This window comes from Arcicella sp. GW458-12-2-14-TSB2 (assembly GCF_059423785.1).
On record NZ_JBWKYN010000020.1, the window covers coordinates 1 to 18,201 of the forward strand.

The window sequence follows — 18,201 nt, forward strand, 5'->3', positions numbered from 1 at the left end:
ATTAAATTTAGCCAACCTTTACAATAATATATTATAAAACACCTATTTAAACTTTACTAGCATCGTTACAATGTTTGATGTCATCCCTGTTGTACGAGTATAATGCCCATAACGTAGTTCAAGACTGTTCCACTCTTTGATTCCCAATATACCATTGGCAGGGACAAACCTTACTCCAGAGCCAATAAATGTACTATTGAAGCCAGAAATGTCGTAGTCGCTTGTATAATAAGCACTGTTAATATCATTTTTTCCATAAGGATTAAAATATTTAACGGCTGTTTGCGTGTTATATCGATAAAAAGGACTCAGCGAAACATAAGGGTTCAATTTGACAGTGGCTTCCAGATTCATCGTATTAGCCTTCATACCCCAGTCGTCCATATAGTATCTATAGAATGCCCTCAAGATAGTACGGTCTCCTAAGAAATAACTTAATCGCATACCTACAGGCAATTTCATACGACTACCCGGCAGCCTTTCTACACTTTCAGAACCATCTTTGAAATAAATTCTATGAAAAGGGGTACTCAATAAACCTTCTTGGTAAGCTGGTTCGGCAGTCACCAATACTTGTAATCGCTTATTAATAATCTGTGAAAGCGAAAAGGCAAGATTATAAGAATTTCGCGGTCGGTAGTCAATTGGGTCACGGTCTCCGTGTGCGCCAGAACCATAATTGTTTGGACGAAGTTCTGGAGGTAAAATAATAGACCAAGTATCGAAAAATGCACCACCTTTCACACTAAACTCACGGTTGTTATCTTTTGAAGCTTTCGCAAAGCTTAGGTTAAAACCATAAGATTTATAATCATATTCAGTTGAATAAGATACACTCAGTCCTTTTGTTGTCCTGTTTACATCGTTCTTCATGCTCCAACTGATGGTAGGATAGAAGTGAGTATCTTTTCGTGATGCCGACGAAACCGTTAACGGGTCTATATTATCAGAAGACGCTGACGTATAAAAGTCTACATTTAAATCAATATTAACAGTATGCAGACGGTTTTTTGAATCATATTTTGTCAATTTTAAATCAATTGAATTGGCAAAATCTCGTAGCTTTTCTGTCCCAATTCCTCCAGTTACAGCGGAATTATTACCTTCTTGTCCATAATAGCTAGATACAAAATTTACTTCTTCAACTTTAAGTTTTCTTTTTTCATAAGAGGAGGTTTCCTCTGTGGTTTTGTCTTGTCCAAATGTATTATTCAACATTGCTGTCATTAAAACAGCAACTGAGAGAATTATTTTTTTCATCTAATAAAGGATTAAGTGGTTGTTTGTTGCGATACTGTAGGATTTAATGATTTGAGGAGTTAAAGGAGTTTTAGCAATTACGTTAACATCTAAAGTCTCCAATCAAAATTTTCAAGTCATCAAATCTTTTAGTCTTCAAGTCCTGAAGTCTCCAAGTCTATAAATTAAATCCCTTCAATTAGTTACATCCACATCCACCACCACTTTTCCCACCATTGGCACCAGAAGCACCTTCACGATACATGTAGAAACTCTGTTCAAATTTTTCAGATTTTCTTGAAGCCAATTCCATTTCAGAATCATTAATCCTACTTTTTTGATATTCCTTTACTGAAACACACGATTGACTTGATAGCCCTACTAACATCAAAAAGGCTATGATATATAACTGTTTTCTAGTTCTCATTTTATTGATAAAAGTTTAAAAAGCTTCTTTATTTGATATTAATATTTTTGGATGTAAATATTTTATTTTGGTCATCCACAATGATACAAGCGATACCCTGCATTTGATTGATTAGGTTTAGTCCAACTTTTACACCCATAACCATTACAGGAGTAGCCATTGCATCTGCAATTTCTGCATTAGGGCTTAGTATCGTAACACTCTTGATACCTGCTACTGGCAAGCCTGTTTTAGGGTCTATGGTATGCGAATACTTTTTGCCATCAATTACCACAAATTTCTCATAATTACCAGAGGTCGCCACGGCTACATTACTGATGTTTAAGGCAGAAAAGCTATGTTGTTGGGCATTTGGGTCAGCTATGCCAATAGTCCATGATTTACCATTTGGCTGTGTACCCCAAGTGGTTAAATCACCCGCCGCATTAACAATACCACTTTTTACCCCCTTTGCTATCATCAACATTTTGGCTTTTTCTGCGGCATAGCCTTTCCCGATGCCCCCAAAACCAATCCGCATACCTTGCTCTTTTAAAAAAACGCTTGAATCATGAGCATTCAGGATTACGTTTTTGTAATTGATTAATCGAACAGACTGTCGGGCTATTGCAATATCAGGCAAAGCTGTCATCGTTAAATCAAAATTCCAAAGGCTTTTATCAATAGACCCATAAGTGATATCAAAAGCCCCTTGGGTTAGTTCCGAAATTTTGAGCGAACGTTGAATCAACCCAAAAACCTCTTTATCAACTTTTACAGGCTGAATCCCTGCGTGCTGGTTAATCAAATTGGTTTGGCTATCATCTGAAAATGTAGTTAACAATTTTTCAATCCTTCTGATTTCATCAATTGCTTCATCTATTCTTTCATTCGCCCAATCAGGATCCTGATGCACAACGCTAATTTCAAAGGCGTTGCCCATTAGTCGGAGCTTTTTTTGATGAACTAAAAGAGGAGAATCACTAATGAGCATGGGTAAGTTCTTGAATTTCATGAATAAAGTTTTCAGAAGTCAACGTGTTTGGATAGCCCTCCCATTCTTTGATTTTTTTGCCATTACTGTCTATTAGAACCGTCAGTGGGAATTTACCTTGATTGTTGTATTTATCGGCTAATAATTCATTCTGAGTGGTCTGTTTAGCATCTAACTGATTTTTCTTTAATCTCGGAAAGTCAGCTTTTACTAAAACCAAATTTTCGTTAGCATATTTTTGAAAAGCTTCAGACTCGAAAATTTCTTTTTTTAATTTAATACAAGGAATGCACCAGTCAGAACCTGAAAAATTCAAAAGGATATATTTTTTAGATTGGGTTGCTTCTGACTTAGCTTTTTCAAAATCTAATGTCCAATCTGGATTTGAAAAAAACATTAAAAAGCAAAGTGATACAATGATAGATTTCATAATAATTTGATTGAGTTTAACTATAAACCACTACGGTTTTGCCGTCTGTGGCGGTTTTATATATTGTGAGCCCTCTACTTCCAAAACTGTTTTTACCCGACCCTGTTAACGAAAACCTTGCACCATGTGCCGTACAATAATATTCGTTTACATTAAAAATTACTTGTCTTTTGGGTTCGTGTGTACAAGTTTGAGTAGCAGCTACAAACACACCAGAAGAAGATTGAGCTACCACAATGCCACTTTGTGTAATGTATCCGCCTACTTTATTAAGGTTTGCTGATGAACTAGCAGATAAATCAATGGTTAATAATCGATTGGTGATAGTACTAAGGTCTGTTCCAGTAGTGGGGGTAGTAGTTCCCGTTCCTGTCCCTGTTCCTGAACCAGTACTCGAGCTTGCGGGAGAAATTGTTAGCGCAGGCAGAACAGAATCCTCAGCTTTGGTACAGGCGCTAAGAACAGCCATAAGAGCAGCACCTCTGAAACCGATTGACTTTAAAAATTCATGACGTTTCATAAGTATATTAAATAATTTATAATGGTTATTGAATCGCTTAAAATTGGCTTTGTCCCAATCTTATATAGAATACAATATTTTTTACTTAAATATTGCTTGATAGAAAGAATAAGTTTAAAAAATAATTCAGACGATTTGATGAATAGACTATTGTAGATTTGATTAAAAATTATTTCATTCAGCTATATTTGTTAAACACTAAGTATAATCCTGTAGTATCTATAATTTTTTAAATCATACAATGAAGAATAACCCTAAAACTTTAACCGCCTGGACAATGTACGACTGGGCAAATTCTGTACACTCTCTTACCATTACTTCAGCTATTTTCCCGATTTATTATCCTATTGCAGCAGTAATGTTGCCTTCAAAAAGCAGGACCTTAGATTTTTTTGGATTTCAACTCGAAAACACCGTTTTATATTCATACGCAGTTTCTGTAGGTTTTTTATTATTGGCTTTTTCTGTACCATTAGTATCTGCTATATCAGATTATACGGGCAACAAAAAAGCATTTATGCGCCTATACTGCTACCTTGGTGCTATTAGTTGTATGTTGATGTATTTTTTTGTGGAAGGCAGCTATTATTTAGGCACTTTTGCTTTCTTATTTTCAATCGTCGGTTGGGGGGGAAGTATCGTCTTCTATAATTCTTATCTGCCCGAAATCGCTACGGAAGACCAATACGATAGGCTATCGGCCAGAGGTTTTACCATGGGATACATCGGTAGTGTGATATTATTGATTCAAAACCTGACGATGGTGCTAAAACCAGAATGGTATGGTGGCATTACTGGGGGAGAGGCTTCAAGAATCTCATTCTTGACGGTGGGTATTTGGTGGATAGTCTTTGCTCAATATTCATTTCATTATTTGCCTGATAACGCTGTCGCTCAAAAACATGGAGGAAACTGGATTTTTAACGGGTTTAAGGAGTTAAAAAAAGTATTTCATGAATTAGAGAATTTAAAAAATACCAAGCGTTTCTTGAGTTCTTTCTTCTTTTATAACATGGGAGCGCAAACTGTTATGTATCTGGGGGCATTGTTTGGTAGTGAAGAGTTAAAATTGCCTTCTGATGCTTTGATTGTAACGGTGCTATTAATACAACTTGTAGCTATTGTTGGAGCATATCTTTTTGCTAAAATTTCCGAGAACATCGGTAATACTAAATCGTTATCTATCATTGTGGTTTGCTGGGTAGTTATTTGTATTGCGGCCTATTTTGTTACTACTCGCAATCAGTTTTATATTTTAGCGACAGGCATTGGTTTTGTGATGGGAGGGATTCAATCGCTTTCACGTTCAACTTATGCTAAACTAATTCCAGAAGAAACGCCAGACACGGCTTCTTACTTTAGCTTTTATGACGTTTGCGACCGTCTTTCAACTGTCATCGGTACGTTTATGTTTGGCTTGGTCAATCAGCTAACAGGAAGTATGCGTATGAGTGTCCTTTTCCTTACCGTTTTCTTTATCATTGGTTTAGTGATTTTATCAAGAGTACCATCTCAGAAGGTTTATAGGTAGCTATTAGCCTTGAGCCATAAGCTTTGAGCTATGAGTTTTTAGTATTTAACTTTGAACTTATATCTCAAGGCTCACAGCTCATCGCTCAAAGCTTAAAATGTCATTCTCCCGACAATTTGAGACAATTAATTCTTAATTATACGTTACTACGTAAACTATAATCCTCCTTTTTTCGTACTTTAAGTAAATACATTTAAACACAAAAAGGAAATGAAAATCGTCATCATAACATTAATTACTTGCATGGCAATATTAACGAATTGTACCGCACAGGAAGAGTCATCAGGAGTTACTCACCACAAATTTACTGTTGTGAAGACAGATGCTGAATGGATGAAAATTTTAACGCCAGAGCAATTTAAAGTAACCAGAAGAAAAAGCACTGAATTGGCATGTTCTGGGGCTTATTGGAAAAACCATGAAAAAGGAATTTACAAGTGTGTATGCTGTAAACTTCCTCTTTTCGACTCACAAACAAAATTTGAATCGGGTACAGGTTGGCCATCTTTTTATAAGGCTATCCACAAAGATGCAATTTTGGAAGTAGCCGATAATAGTTTTGGTATGGAAAGAGTAGAAATACTTTGTAGCCGTTGTGGCGCTCACTTAGGTCACGTTTTTGAAGATGGTCCTAAACCAACAGGGTTACGTTATTGCTTGAATTCTGTCGCGTTAGATTTTGAAAAAGATGAGAAAGTGAGTAAGAAGTAGCTTTGAGCTTTCAGTTGTGAGCTTTGAGCTTTTTTATATGAAACGAGGATAGTCTGATAAATCAAACTATCCTCGTTTTGTTTTATTATGCCATGCAACAACATCAAACAATCTTTTCCAAAAACACACTTAAACTTTCTTCATGGGGAACTTGTAATTTCTTGCGAATTTTCAACCTAGCCGTTTCCACACCGCGTGCTGAAATATTCAAAAGTGGAGATATTTGTTTATTGCTAAAATCCATTTTTACAAAGGCACAAAGCCTAAGTTCTCGCTGAGTTAATTCTGGATAAATGCTTTTTAGTTTTTTAAAAAAATCATGGTTAATCTTTTCAAAATTAACATCAAAAATTTCTATGAAATCACTTCCAATTTTCTCCGAGTTTAACTTTTTATAAATATCCAATAACTTTTTCTTCGATTCATCACTTTTTAGCAAAGTCTTGAGCTCTTGTAAATCTGTCTTTATATCTTGGAAAACTTCCGTTTTTTGACTGAGCATTAATGTATAATTGGCTAGTTCTTTGCTCTTTATAATAATGTCTCTATCCAACTCCTCCGTATATTTATCAATCTGTGCTTTATCTTCTTTTAGTTTTAGTTGTTCAAGCTCTAGTTCTATTAATTTTTTAGATTTTTCTATTTCATTTCTGGTTTTAAGATGCTCCATTTCAAGCCTTTTTTTAATGAGTGAATAAGCGTATCTCAATGCAAAAATGACTAAAAAAACATACACTAAATAAGCAAAAGTAGTTTGATACCACTTTGGTTTTATCGTAAAAATCATTTTCGCTTCTGTTGCCTCAACACCGAGGAGGTTTCGCGCTTTCAAGGTAAATACATATGTGCCGGGACTCAAATTTGTGTATTCTTTGAAAGAATTGTTTGTCCAGTTAGACCAATTTTTGTCTGTAGGATTCAATTTATAACTATACTGAACACCAATATTTGAAATTAATTGTGGCACAGCAAATTCAATTCTTACTACTTCAGCACCATTAGGAATGTCTATTTCATGGTTAGCGTGATTAATAGGCAAATCATTATCTGTTTGATCTATCAAATAACACATTCTACTAATCTGGGTAACAGGCTGTTTTTTCTGCTTGGGAATTTTTGTGTCATATAAAAAAAGCCCATTGTGTGTCCCAACAAATACTTTGTCATTATCCAAAGGCACTACTACCTCCATCCCTTTATTAAATGTTCCTTTCAAATTAAGAAAAGTGTTTTTTTCGAACACTGGATTTTTTTCTGTAAAATAGCCCAACTCATCGTCTTCGATAGCCCACGTTTTGTGTTTGGATTTGAATATTTTTCGAGTGTTCTTTTGGGGATTTAGAATCGTATTCAAGGTAGGATGTAGCACAAAAGAATTCGTATTTTCATCAAATTGATAAATTCCTGTATTAGTTGTAAAAATGGCTCTTCCTTCATAATTATGTACATTGATATTGAAAGGAGAAATAAAGCCATTGGTATTGGTGTAGTTTTCAACGGATTCTACCTGCTGATAATCGTTATCTATTCTGATTCTGAATACCCCTTTATATCCATGACAAACCCAATAAGTATTGGGGCTAGTGTCTGGAGAAATATCACGGGTAGATTCATTAAACCCTTCAATTTTGTTAGTAATAGACCATTCCTTCCCATTCTTTTTTACTAAATACAGCCCATTATAATTTGAGCCTAAATACCAATTAGGTTTATTGGCAATTGGCGTAATTTTCCAAAACCCCGTTGGCGTAGAAATTTTTTTAAAAGTATTATCCGTGATTTTTAAAATACCATTATTGTGCGAAGCAATGATGTCGTCACCAAAGTTTTGGATAGTCCATGTTTGTCCTTTTAATTGATTGATGGCTTTAAAATCATAATTATTACTCATAATATTTTCTGGAATAGTCGAGTAAAATATGCCTTGGTTGGTCGCTAAATAGATTTTCTTGTTTTTAATCAGGATATCATAAATGGAGGCTTTGTCAAAAATATTCTGATAAGATGAATTGTAGATTAAAAAATTTAAGCCGTTATTTTTTAATACCCAAATGTCACCTTTTGAAGTTACAAAGAAATTAATAATAGGATTATTTTTGGTAATGTTCTGAAATTCAGCATTGTACGACAACGTATTGTTTTTATAGTTATACCACAACAATTTTGACCCTAGCGTACCTATTAAATACAAATCATCACTTTTCCGAATCCCACAGTTGAGTTGGTCATTATCGTTTACTGAAAATATTTCTTTAATAATGGCTATCTTTTTGGTTTGTATATTTCCTAAAAAAATCTTTCCGCTGCGCGTCATTATTAATATCTCATGGGTCACTTTTGTAGGTAAAATGGCTGTAGTAACTTCATCTTTAAAATAGCTTGCAGGGAAAATGGGTTCTAATTTCTTACTTGAAAGATTTAGCGACAAAATCCCTTTTTCATAGTCTTGAATGAAATAGTTATCTTCTATTTGGCTACCATACACAAATGTTTTTGGTGCACGGATAATCGTTGCTACATTTTTATTAATGACAATCAGTTCGTTGTACGACATTAAAATAATGTAATCTCCTATACTATTGGCCCTCCATATATTCTCAAAATTTCGATTAGATAATTTCAATTGATTGACCATCGAATGGAATACATATTTTCCATAAATGTCTTTTTTTAGGATACCAAAGTCGTTGTAACCTCCTGCATAAATTTCTCCCTTTTTTGTTTTTACTAAACTATATATAGACGAATTGTTAGGTAAAAATATCTTTTTCCAATTGTTCCCATCATAACTGAGAGATCCTTCATAATTGCCAAAAAACATGGTGCCATCGTTGGCCTCACATCCGATACTGAAGTGTGAATCACTTTTGAAATCACTTTTAACAAAACTTAAAATAGCAGGCTGGGCTTTGGCAGAGTTATCTTGACTTACCTCTTGCGTGGCTTGTGCAAAAAGTGAATTACAACTAACAATTTGAAGATGGAATATTATTAAGCTCCTAATAAGGTTAGAAAGGTTTTTCATATTTTTTACTGATAAATTAAAGCAATCATCTTAAGTGTCTACAAAGATACAATTTTATATGCAAATATTTATATTAATTACACTTATTAAAGTATTGAAAATTAGATAGATATAAATATTAAAGTAGTAATAGCGTAGTAGTTTTTAAAATCAAACGTAATTGAAGTGTATACGTTTTTTTTAGTTATGCCTATGTGCGTCTTTAATATTGCTCTCGGTTTTTGAATAGCCCAAGCGTTAGCATTGAATGATTCAGCCTCTTGGGTTTCTTCAAATCAGGTATTTTATTCCAAATTTTTAATCTTAAAAAGTTTATGAAATTTAAAAACTACTTATGTTTATTATTGCTGAGTATGTGTACTCTTTCTGTCTTTGGGCAGTCTGTAGAGATACGAGGAAAAGTAATTGATGGTAATTCAAATGTGCCTATATCAGGTGTTTCTATTAAGGTAAAGAACTCTACAAAAGGTACAACTACTAATGCAACAGGAGAGTACCAAATCAACGCAACGCCCAATGATATTTTAATTTTCAGCTTTATTGGGTACAAGCCTCTTGAAAAAGCAGTGGGTAATACTACTTTGGTGAATGTAAAGTTAGAGGAAGACATCAAAGATTTGAATGAGGTGGTTGTGATTGGTTATGGTACACAAAAGAAAAGTGTTGTGACGGGTGCCATTTCTAGCGTAAAAGCAAAAGACCTTGAAAATGTTCCAAGTGGACGTATAGAAACAGCCCTTCAGGGACGAGTATCTGGGGTGACGATTGCTGCTAATGCTGGTCAGCCAGGTTCTGCTTCTACAGTTCGTGTGCGTGGACTTACTACTTTTGATACTTACGGAGGTAACAACCCTCTTTGGGTAATTGATGGCGTAATTATCGATAATGGAGGTATTGGTTTTATCAATCAATCAGACATTGAATCAATTGAAGTATTGAAAGATGCGGCTTCATTAGCAATTTATGGTGCAAGAGCGGCCTCTGGAGTAATCTTGGTTTCAACCAAGAGAGGGAAATCTGGAAAACTAAGTGTGAATTATACAGGGTTTGTAGGTTCTTCAGAGCCAGCTAAGCAGTTAAAATTATTGAATGCCTCAGAATACGGACTGATTATGAATGAAAAATCTGTCGCTGCTGGTGGAAGTGTGCTTTTCCCTAATCCCTCATCATTAGGAACTGGAACAGATTGGCAAGCTGCTATTTTTAACAACAGCGCTAAGCGTTCAAACCATGAGTTGAGTATTAGCGGTGGAAATGATGTATCAAGCTTTTTCCTTTCAGTGGGTACGCAAAGCCAAGAAGGAATTGTGTTAAAAGATATTTCTTCATACAGAAGAGATAACATTCGTCTGAATTCAAACCATAAGCTATCTAAATATATTTCGATAGGTCAAACATTGGCATACTCTCACCAAAAAACTGTTGGGTTAGGTAATACCAACAGTGAATTTGGTGGCCCTTTGAGTTCGGCAATCAATTTGGACCCTATCACTCCTTTGGTAGTAACAGACCCAACAGCGGCTGCTTCAACAATCTATACGACGAACCCAGTATTGAGAGATAGCGAAGGAAGACCTTACGGTATATCCTCAATCGTTGGACAGGAAATGACAAACCCTATTGCTTATCAGCAAGTAAGACTAGGCAATTTTGATTCATCTGATGATTTTGTAGGAAATGCTTTTCTTGAAGTTACGCCAGTTTCAAACTTGAAATTCAAAAGTACGATTGGGGCAAAACTTTCGTATTGGGGTGGTGACTTTTTTACACCAAAATATTATTTAAGTGCTACTACGAGTGCCATAAAGAATACTTTTAGCAGAGGAACGAATAATGGCTTAGGTTGGAATGTTGAAAATACAGTAATGTATAATAAAAAAGTTAGCAATCACAACATTGGAGTTTTGTTGGGTCAAGGGCTTTATATAGATAATATTACTACAGGAACAAGCATCACTTATTCTGATTTGCCAGTGAATACTTATCCTGATGCATCATTCAACTTTTCATTGCCAGCAGCCCAAAGAACGGGGAGTGCGTATACTGGAACCGAACACCGTGTAACGTCTTTATTTGGTCGTTTAACGTATGACTTCAACGAAAAATATTTGTTTACAGGTATTATTCGTAGAGACGGTTCATCAAGATTTGGAGGTAATAACAAATACGGTATATTCCCATCATTCTCGGCAGGTTGGGTAGTTTCAAACGAAAATTTCTGGAAAGAAAATGGTATCGTTAAAACGTTTAAAATCAGAAGTGGATACGGTGTAACAGGTAATGATGCCATTCTAAACTTTGGTTATTTATCTACTATTGTTGGTGGTAGAAACTATACTTATGGAACAGGCGGAGTAGATATTATCACAGGGTTTAGCCCGAGTGCTCCTTCAAACCCAGATTTAAAATGGGAAGAAACAGCCCAAACTAACATTGGTATCGATGCTACATTGTTGAATAACCTTACGTTGACATTAGAAGTTTACCGCAAAAAGACTTCTGGAATTCTACAAACGATTACTTTGCCAGGTTATGTAGGTGCGACAAGTAGCCCAGTAGGTAATGTGGCTGATATGGAAAACAAAGGTATTGAACTTGAACTTGGTTACAGAAAACGCTTTGGTGATTTCAATTTCTCTGCCAATGGTAATGTTTCTTACTTGAAAAATGAAGTGACTTTCTTAGGAAATGGTATTTCATTTATTACGTCGGGTGCTGCTGGTTTTCAATCGATGGGGTCAATTACCCGTACACAAGTTGGTCAACCATATAATTCATTTTTCGGATTCCAAACGGCTGGCATATTCCAGAACGTAGCTGAAGTGAGTGCCTACAAAAATGCAGAAGGCAACGTAATTCAGCCAAATGCAAAACCGGGTGATTTCAGATGGGTTGATACGGATGGAAACGGGACGATTAATGATGATGATAAGAAATTTCTTGGAAGTGGATTACCTAAATATACCATCGGCTTAACCGTCAATATGGATTATAAAGGCTTTGATTGTATGATTTTCGCGCAAGCTTCAGGTGGCAACAAAGTTTTCCAAGGACTTCGTCGCTTAGATATTCTTAACGCTAACTATCAAACCCAAGTTTTAAACCGCTGGACAGGAGAGGGGACATCTAATAGTTACCCAAGATTAACCAATAATGATACAAACGGAAACTTTGGAAAGCCTTCTGATTTCTATTTAGAAGATGGCGATTTTGTAAGATTCAAGATTATTCAATTGGGTTATACCCTTCCTAGCAGCATTACTAATAAAATTGGAGCACAAAAATTAAGATTGTTCTTAACAGCAGAAAACCTCCTGACAATAACAAAATATACTGGTTATGACCCAGAAATTGGAGGTAATGTTTTTGGTATCGACAGAGGGTATTATCCTCAGGCTCGCTCAATCCAATTTGGTCTTAATTTAAAATTTTAATGTAAAAATTATAAAAGATGAAAAGTAATAAATTCAAATATTCTCTTATCGCAATAGCAACATCTGTACTTGCTTCTTGTAGCTCAAGCTATCTTGAAGTACTTCCGAAAGGGAGTAGCTTGGAGGCAAGTTATTATACCAATCAATCTGAAGCATTTGCAGGCTTGGTAGCAGTATATGATGTCATGAGAAAAAACTCTGGTGGTTTTGAAAACATGATTACCATGATGAATGCTGGTTCTGATGACCACGTTGCAGGGGGTGGTAGTGCTACAGACGGACTTGGCTTACAAACATTTTCAAACTATACGCTAAGCCCAACAACTATCCCTGCTAGTTTTTGGAGTGACCATTATCAAGGTGTTTTCAGAGCTAACTTTTTGCTGTCAAAATTACCTGCCATTCCAATGGACGCCTCGTTAAAGGCTCGCTATGTAGGCGAAGCACAAGCATTGAGAGCGCTGTATTATTTCAATTTAGTGAGAATGTTTAAGAATATTCCACTTATTACAACGCCGCTCCCATCTTCTGAAATCTATAATGTTGTTCAGGCTGACCGTGCTGCTGTTTATACGCAAATTGAAAAAGATTTGAATGATGCCATTGCCGTATTGCCTAATACTGTTCCTGCAGCCGATGCTGGACGATTGACAAAAGGCGCTGCTCAAGCATTACTTGGTAAAGTGTATTTGTACGATAATAAATTGACGGAAGCCGCCGCACAGCTTGCTATCGTTAATGGAACCCCTGGAGGAGCAAATCCTTATGGATACAAGTTGCTTAGTAATTTTGCTGATTTGTGGGTTTTCGCGAATAAGTTCAATACCGAATCTATCTTAGAGGTAGCGCATACTAGTGCAAGTAATGCAGGTTGGGGAAACTGGGGCTCTGGTACTGACGAGGGAAATAGCGTAGTACAAATGGTTGGACCAAGAACCCTTACTCGTCCAGCAGGTTCTACAGCACCAGCCTATTATTCAGGTGGTTGGGCATTCAATCCTATTACCCAAGATTTATATGATGCTTTGAAAGATGACCCAAGATTTGCTGCTACTATTTTGGATGCTAAAGCCTTGAAAGCCGCTAAACAAATCAGTTATATCTCTGCTTATCAGGATACTGGCTATTTTATCAATAAGTTTATGCCGAAGCAATCTGATGTTTCGACAGGTTTGGGAAATGTTGAATTGAACTTTAGACAAAATTCATATATTATCAGGCTTGCAGATAGTTATTTAATGGAAGCGGAGGCTTTAGGCGGAACAGGTGCAAGAGCTCAAGCGTTATTAGATGCCGTTCGTTCAAGAGTTGGATTGCCTTCTATTCCAGTTTCGTTAAACGCTATTGCCAATGAACGTCGCTTAGAACTTGCTTGCGAAGGACACCGTTGGTTTGATTTAGTAAGAACTGGAAAAGCAGCAACTGTTTTAGCGAGCAGAGGTTTCAAAGCTGGTAAAAACGAAGTATTCCCCATTCCTTTTAAAGAATTAGAAAATACTAAAATCAAGCAAAATCCTAATTACTAATAATTAAGAGGTTGTCTCAAAAAAGATAAACCAAATATTCTTTATTTTAAAACCTCACCCCCAGCCCGACTACGCATCCCGCTCTTTTCAGAGAGGGGAGCTTTAAGTCCCATGGTTTGCTCCCCTTCTCTGAAGGAGAAGGGGCTGGGGGATGAGGTTTTGGGAAGACTATTATTGGGCGAACTTCCATTTGAAACATCATCAACTATCATCACTGCCAAGTCGATTCGCTTTTACAGAATCGATTTGGCAGTATATCTCTTCACTTGTCTTGTCTCAGACAATTATCCCATAAATATGCGCGCTGTTATTCAATCTATTATTTTATTCATGATTTGGGCATGCAATGGCAAATCGCTCAATCCTACTATTACGCCACAACAACCTGTGGTTACTACGCCAGTAACACAAAATAACCCAGTACTGAGTTATTGGCTTACTACCTCTGACCAATCTGTTTTGTTACAAAAACAAGACGATGTACAATTTTTAAAAAGTGTTAGCACTAACCCAACAATTGAGCTAGATACTACGCAGACGTTCCAAAGCATTGACGGGTTTGGCTTTACTTTAACAGGCGGAAGTGCAAAATTAATCGGACTTTTGAATGCCACTGATAGAAATAATTTATTAAACGAATTGTTTGGCAAGGATACTAAATCAATCGGTATTAGTTATTTAAGAATTAGCGTGGGTGCTTCAGATTTAGATGAAAAAGTATTTAGCTATAACGATTTAGCAAGCGGCGAAAAAGACGAAAGCCTTGCTAAATTCAGCTTAGCCCCTGACCAAGAATACCTTATTCCTATCTTAAAAGAGATTATCAAAATTAATCCTTCAATTAAAATTATGGGAAGTCCGTGGTCGGCACCCGTTTGGATGAAGACCAACGGGAAATCAATCGGAGGGAATTTGTCACCAGAATATTATCAAGTCTATGCAAAATATTTAGCAAAATATATTGTAGAAATGAAGAAAGAAGGCATAACGATTGATGCCTTAACGCTTCAAAATGAACCACAGCATGGAGGCAATAACCCTAGTATGGTAATGAGTTCTTCAGACCAAGCTAATTTCGTAAAGAATAATTTAGGACCCATTTTTCGTCAAGAAAATATCAAAACTAAAATTGTTGTTTGGGACCATAATTGTGATAATCCAGATTATCCAATAAATGTATTAAACGATATAGACGCTAATCAATACATCGATGGTTCGGCATTTCACCTCTATGCAGGAGACATCAGTGCACTATCAAAAGTACAGGCACTTCATCCCAATAAAAATCTGTATTTTACGGAACAATGGACATCATCAAAAGGAGCTTTTGCAGGAGATTTACAATGGCATATTAAAAATGTAATTATTGGTTCAGTAAAAAACTGGAGTAAGGTTGCCTTGGAATGGAATTTGGCGAATGATGCTAGTTTTCAGCCACATACGCCTGGAGGATGTACGGAGTGCAAAGGTGCATTAACGATTGCTGGTTCAGGCATTACCCGTAATGTAAGTTATTACATCGTAGGACACGCTTCAAAATTTGTACCTACTGGTTCAAAAAGAATTCAGAGTACTACTAATAGTAATTTACCAAATGCTGCTTTTATGACGCCTGCTGGAAAGAAAGTTGTGATTATCGAAAACGATAAAACAGTAGCTGTGGATATCAATGTTAAGCAATCAGATAAATTGGCAACGGTTTCTTTACCTGCTGGAGCCGTTGCAACGATTGTTTGGTAAGACTATCCAAAGAGTAACTAAATATATTGGTTTTAAACGAAGACAATAAATGAGGAAAATATTCATAATTGCGTTCTTTCAATTAATAAGTTTTTATACATTCTCTCAAAAGTATTTGTCTGAAATACAGGCATTTGAGAAAAAAGATTCGATTGATATGCCTCCAATAGGCAAAATCGTTTTAGCAGGAAGTTCAACGTTTCGACTTTGGACTACCTACAAAGAGGATTTAAAAGAATTTCCTGTGATTAACAGGGGTTTTGGTGGGTCGCAGATGAGTGATTTAAACTTTTTCTTTGAGAGAATCGTGACCAAATACAAACCGAAAATAGTGTTGGTTTATGAAGGAGATAATGATTTGAGTGCGGGCGAAAGTCCAGATTCTATTTTCAGGGAATTTAAGGAGTTTGTCCAGAAAGTAAAAACACAATTGCCTACTACTAAAATCGGTTTTTGCTCTGCTCGCCCTAGTTTGGCAAGGACACATCTATTAGACAAGCAGAAAGCCTTGAATGAATCAGTAAAACAATTCTGTAAGAAAAACAAGAATGTTTATTTCTTAGATATTCAAAAAGCATTTTATTTGCCCAATGGCGAACTGATGACTGATATTTTTGTAGCAGACAAACTGCACATGAATGCGAAAGGGTATGAAATTTGGGCGGAGGAAACCCGAAAGTTTTTGCGAAAGCAGTATAAGTAGAGCAGTATCCGATGCTTGTTAAACATAACTCTAGCAAGAACAGAAACCCCCTCATCAATAGCGACGGACTTAAGTCCGCCACTATTGATGAGGGGGTTAAATTATTTTGTTAAAAAAAGTTAATTCTCTCTAACATTTCTTTTCAATACATATTTAAAAGCTGTACCAGTTAAAATATAACCAGATGTAGTAGCTGTTGAAAATACTTTATAGTTTACATTCATCAGTCCGCTAGCGCCTAAGTCTTGGGCTTGTGCCACCATCCTAGCTAAGATTGCTTCTTTTTCTTGTTGATCATTTCCTCTTTTCAGCATTCTCCCTTTGTACTCCTGATTGGCTGTCAATGGAAATTCCTCCGAAATGGTCAATTTATCCATTTCTTCGTAGTTTTCTTTAGGCTTTTCATCACCCTGCAAAACGTCAATAGCGTATTTATCAGGTATTTTGAAGCCTAAACCTGTATGTTGGTCATAACCACCACTTTGGTAGTTGGGACTATAGTAAGAAGTAGGCTGAAAGGTTTTGGTTGGCTGACAATTAGTCAATAAAAATGTCAAACAAACAAAACCTAGCGTTAACTTAGTCCACTTAGATACTTTCTGAATCATAAATTAATACCTTTTCCCAAAGATGTTTACAATCATCTATAAACTTTAGATGGAGGGGATGTACTTGATATTCGTCGTGGCCAGCTGCATCATCAAAAACCGTTAGTTCGCAGAAATCATAACTACGGTCAATTACTGGACGGTCTGTAGCAGCAGGAGGCCCTACACTAAACGTTTTAATACTTTCGATATTGCCAAGCGACTTTACGCCCTCTACGAATTTTTGACGGTCAGCTTCTGACAAGTCTTTCTTTAACCAAAAATTTACTACGTGAACAAACATAAGTGATTTTAATTTTGAGTAAAAATAAGATTTAGTAACCCTAACAATGAATAAATTATAAATTATCTTTTTCAATAACGGCAATCATTCTTTCGCCTAGTTCATCAGATGCCTTCATTAATGGCAAACGAACATCTGGACCACTGATTCCTTTCAATTCAAGGATTTTTTTAACACCTACTGGATTCCCTTCTTCATATAAAAGAGGGTCAATCGCTAAGAAATGTCCTAATAGCTTACGAGCCGTCGCAAAATCGCCATCCAAAGCCGCATGAATCATCGTAGTGAATTGAGCAGGAATAGCATTTGCGATTACCGACATAACACCTACGCCTCCGCAAGCAATAATAGGTACAGCCTGTACGTCGTCACCAGAGATTAATAAAAAGTCTTCAGGTTTATCTTTATAAATTTCCATACATTGCTCGATGATACAAGATGCCTCTTTAACACCGATAATGTTTGGATGTTCGGCTAATTTCAGCGTAGTAGTCGCCGACATATTGATGCCCGAACGCCCAGGGATATTATACATAATTACTGGCACCGGCGAAGCATCAGCAATCGCTGAATAATGAGCAATTACTCCACGAGCTCCCGGTTTATTATAATATGGGCATACCGAAAGGATGGCATCAATACCAGTAAAGTCCGTAGCTTGAATCGCCTTGATTACCTCTGGCGTATTATTTCCACCAAGCCCATACACGATTGGCAAATTCTTTGAATTATGCTCCTTGATAAATTCTAATATCGCTATCTTCTCTTTTGTGCTTGTTGTAGCAGACTCTCCTGTGGTTCCTTGAACTACTAAGTAATCTACACCACCGTCGCTTACGTGTTGTACTAATCTTTTTAACCCTTCATAATCAATACTTCCATCTTCAAACATTGGGGTTACTAAAGCTGGAGCTACGCCGTGGAATTTTGGTCTCATTTTTGGATTTTTTACGATTATACCATCGTCTATATTTGAAAAATTATTGGTCTGTGTGGTAATTTGAAAATTTGAAAGTGTGTTAATTTGAAAATGAGAAAGCTTTATTAATAA

General features: G+C 36.2%; 15 protein-coding genes. 6 read left to right on the plus strand and 9 right to left on the minus strand.

Features of this window, described 5'->3' with window-relative positions:
* Positions 1–42 precede the first annotated feature (42 nt).
* The 5 genes from AC07XN_RS04715 to AC07XN_RS04735 form a co-directional block, all read right to left on the minus strand.
* Positions 43–1,260: a DUF3570 domain-containing protein gene (locus AC07XN_RS04715; RefSeq protein ID WP_309922867.1), complete on the minus strand. Its 1,218-nt coding sequence runs from the start codon at positions 1,258–1,260 to the stop codon at positions 43–45.
* 178 nt (positions 1,261–1,438) lie between these two features.
* A complete protein-coding gene (locus tag AC07XN_RS04720; protein WP_323250278.1) occupies positions 1,439–1,627 on the minus strand; it encodes a DUF4266 domain-containing protein in 189 nt (62 codons plus the stop codon).
* A 67-nt stretch (positions 1,628–1,694) separates the two neighbouring features.
* On the minus strand, positions 1,695–2,660 hold the full coding sequence (locus tag AC07XN_RS04725; RefSeq protein WP_494742203.1) for an FAD:protein FMN transferase: 966 nt from the start codon (positions 2,658–2,660) through the stop codon (positions 1,695–1,697).
* Positions 2,629–3,069: a thioredoxin family protein gene (locus AC07XN_RS04730; protein WP_494742204.1), complete on the minus strand. Its 441-nt coding sequence runs from the start codon at positions 3,067–3,069 to the stop codon at positions 2,629–2,631. Before AC07XN_RS04730 ends, AC07XN_RS04725 begins: the two co-directional genes overlap by 32 nt.
* A gap of 16 nt (positions 3,070–3,085) precedes the next feature.
* Positions 3,086–3,589 carry a Rieske 2Fe-2S domain-containing protein gene (locus AC07XN_RS04735; RefSeq protein ID WP_494742205.1) on the minus strand — a complete coding sequence of 168 codons (504 nt, stop codon included), beginning with the start codon at positions 3,587–3,589 and terminating at the stop codon, positions 3,086–3,088.
* A gap of 241 nt (positions 3,590–3,830) precedes the next feature.
* Here AC07XN_RS04735 and AC07XN_RS04740 point away from each other — a divergent pair, with 241 nt between their 5' ends.
* Both AC07XN_RS04740 and msrB read left to right on the plus strand, forming a co-directional pair.
* Positions 3,831–5,120, plus strand: a complete 1,290-nt coding sequence (locus AC07XN_RS04740) for an MFS transporter (protein ID WP_309922859.1) — start codon at positions 3,831–3,833, stop codon at positions 5,118–5,120.
* A 210-nt stretch (positions 5,121–5,330) separates the two neighbouring features.
* Complete coding sequence (gene msrB, locus AC07XN_RS04745) at positions 5,331–5,831, plus strand: peptide-methionine (R)-S-oxide reductase MsrB (protein ID WP_309922857.1); 501 nt, start codon at positions 5,331–5,333, stop codon at positions 5,829–5,831.
* Positions 5,832–5,934: 103 nt separating this feature from the next.
* Here the strand turns inward: msrB and AC07XN_RS04750 are convergent, their stop codons facing one another.
* On the minus strand, positions 5,935–8,856 hold the full coding sequence (locus AC07XN_RS04750) for a triple tyrosine motif-containing protein (RefSeq protein ID WP_494742206.1): 2,922 nt from the start codon (positions 8,854–8,856) through the stop codon (positions 5,935–5,937).
* Between the two features lie 314 nt (positions 8,857–9,170).
* On the opposite strand from AC07XN_RS04750, the gene AC07XN_RS04755 reads away from it, so the two are divergent.
* The 4 genes from AC07XN_RS04755 to AC07XN_RS04770 all read left to right on the plus strand — a co-directional run bounded on the left by AC07XN_RS04755 (position 9,171) and on the right by AC07XN_RS04770 (position 16,259).
* On the plus strand, positions 9,171–12,290 hold the full coding sequence (locus AC07XN_RS04755; protein WP_494742207.1) for a SusC/RagA family TonB-linked outer membrane protein: 3,120 nt from the start codon (positions 9,171–9,173) through the stop codon (positions 12,288–12,290).
* Between the two features lie 17 nt (positions 12,291–12,307).
* A complete protein-coding gene (locus AC07XN_RS04760; RefSeq protein ID WP_494742208.1) occupies positions 12,308–13,816 on the plus strand; it encodes a RagB/SusD family nutrient uptake outer membrane protein in 1,509 nt (502 codons plus the stop codon).
* Positions 13,817–13,975: 159 nt separating this feature from the next.
* A complete protein-coding gene (locus tag AC07XN_RS04765) occupies positions 13,976–15,556 on the plus strand; it encodes a glycoside hydrolase family 30 protein (protein ID WP_494742209.1) in 1,581 nt (526 codons plus the stop codon).
* 49 nt (positions 15,557–15,605) lie between these two features.
* On the plus strand, positions 15,606–16,259 hold the full coding sequence (locus AC07XN_RS04770) for a GDSL-type esterase/lipase family protein (RefSeq protein WP_494742210.1): 654 nt from the start codon (positions 15,606–15,608) through the stop codon (positions 16,257–16,259).
* 119 nt (positions 16,260–16,378) lie between these two features.
* Here the strand turns inward: AC07XN_RS04770 and AC07XN_RS04775 are convergent, their stop codons facing one another.
* The 3 genes from AC07XN_RS04775 to dapA are packed head-to-tail and all read right to left on the minus strand — an operon-like array spanning position 16,379 to position 18,087.
* Complete coding sequence (locus AC07XN_RS04775) at positions 16,379–16,867, minus strand: hypothetical protein (RefSeq protein WP_309922846.1); 489 nt, start codon at positions 16,865–16,867, stop codon at positions 16,379–16,381.
* Positions 16,848–17,150: a Dabb family protein gene (locus AC07XN_RS04780; RefSeq protein ID WP_309922844.1), complete on the minus strand. Its 303-nt coding sequence runs from the start codon at positions 17,148–17,150 to the stop codon at positions 16,848–16,850. The genes AC07XN_RS04775 and AC07XN_RS04780 overlap by 20 nt, the downstream gene beginning before the upstream one ends.
* A gap of 55 nt (positions 17,151–17,205) precedes the next feature.
* Positions 17,206–18,087, minus strand: coding sequence for a 4-hydroxy-tetrahydrodipicolinate synthase (gene dapA / locus AC07XN_RS04785; protein WP_309922841.1), 882 nt, complete (start codon positions 18,085–18,087; stop codon positions 17,206–17,208).
* Positions 18,088–18,201 lie beyond the last annotated feature (114 nt).

Coding starts and splice junctions, on each gene's coding strand:
- AC07XN_RS04715 (WP_309922867.1), bottom strand. CDS start 1,260: ATGAAAAAAATAATTCTCTCAGTTGCTGTTTTAATGACAGCAATGTTG.
- AC07XN_RS04720 (WP_323250278.1), bottom strand. CDS start 1,627: ATGTTAGTAGGGCTATCAAGTCAATCGTGTGTTTCAGTAAAGGAATAT.
- AC07XN_RS04725 (WP_494742203.1), bottom strand. CDS start 2,660: ATGAAATTCAAGAACTTACCCATGCTCATTAGTGATTCTCCTCTTTTA.
- AC07XN_RS04730 (WP_494742204.1), bottom strand. CDS start 3,069: ATGAAATCTATCATTGTATCACTTTGCTTTTTAATGTTTTTTTCAAAT.
- AC07XN_RS04735 (WP_494742205.1), bottom strand. CDS start 3,589: ATGAAACGTCATGAATTTTTAAAGTCAATCGGTTTCAGAGGTGCTGCT.
- AC07XN_RS04740 (WP_309922859.1), top strand. CDS start 3,831: ATGAAGAATAACCCTAAAACTTTAACCGCCTGGACAATGTACGACTGG.
- msrB (WP_309922857.1), top strand. CDS start 5,331: ATGAAAATCGTCATCATAACATTAATTACTTGCATGGCAATATTAACG.
- AC07XN_RS04750 (WP_494742206.1), bottom strand. CDS start 8,856: ATGAAAAACCTTTCTAACCTTATTAGGAGCTTAATAATATTCCATCTT.
- AC07XN_RS04755 (WP_494742207.1), top strand. CDS start 9,171: ATGAAATTTAAAAACTACTTATGTTTATTATTGCTGAGTATGTGTACT.
- AC07XN_RS04760 (WP_494742208.1), top strand. CDS start 12,308: ATGAAAAGTAATAAATTCAAATATTCTCTTATCGCAATAGCAACATCT.
- AC07XN_RS04770 (WP_494742210.1), top strand. CDS start 15,606: ATGAGGAAAATATTCATAATTGCGTTCTTTCAATTAATAAGTTTTTAT.
- AC07XN_RS04775 (WP_309922846.1), bottom strand. CDS start 16,867: ATGATTCAGAAAGTATCTAAGTGGACTAAGTTAACGCTAGGTTTTGTT.
- AC07XN_RS04780 (WP_309922844.1), bottom strand. CDS start 17,150: ATGTTTGTTCACGTAGTAAATTTTTGGTTAAAGAAAGACTTGTCAGAA.
- dapA (WP_309922841.1), bottom strand. CDS start 18,087: ATGAGACCAAAATTCCACGGCGTAGCTCCAGCTTTAGTAACCCCAATG.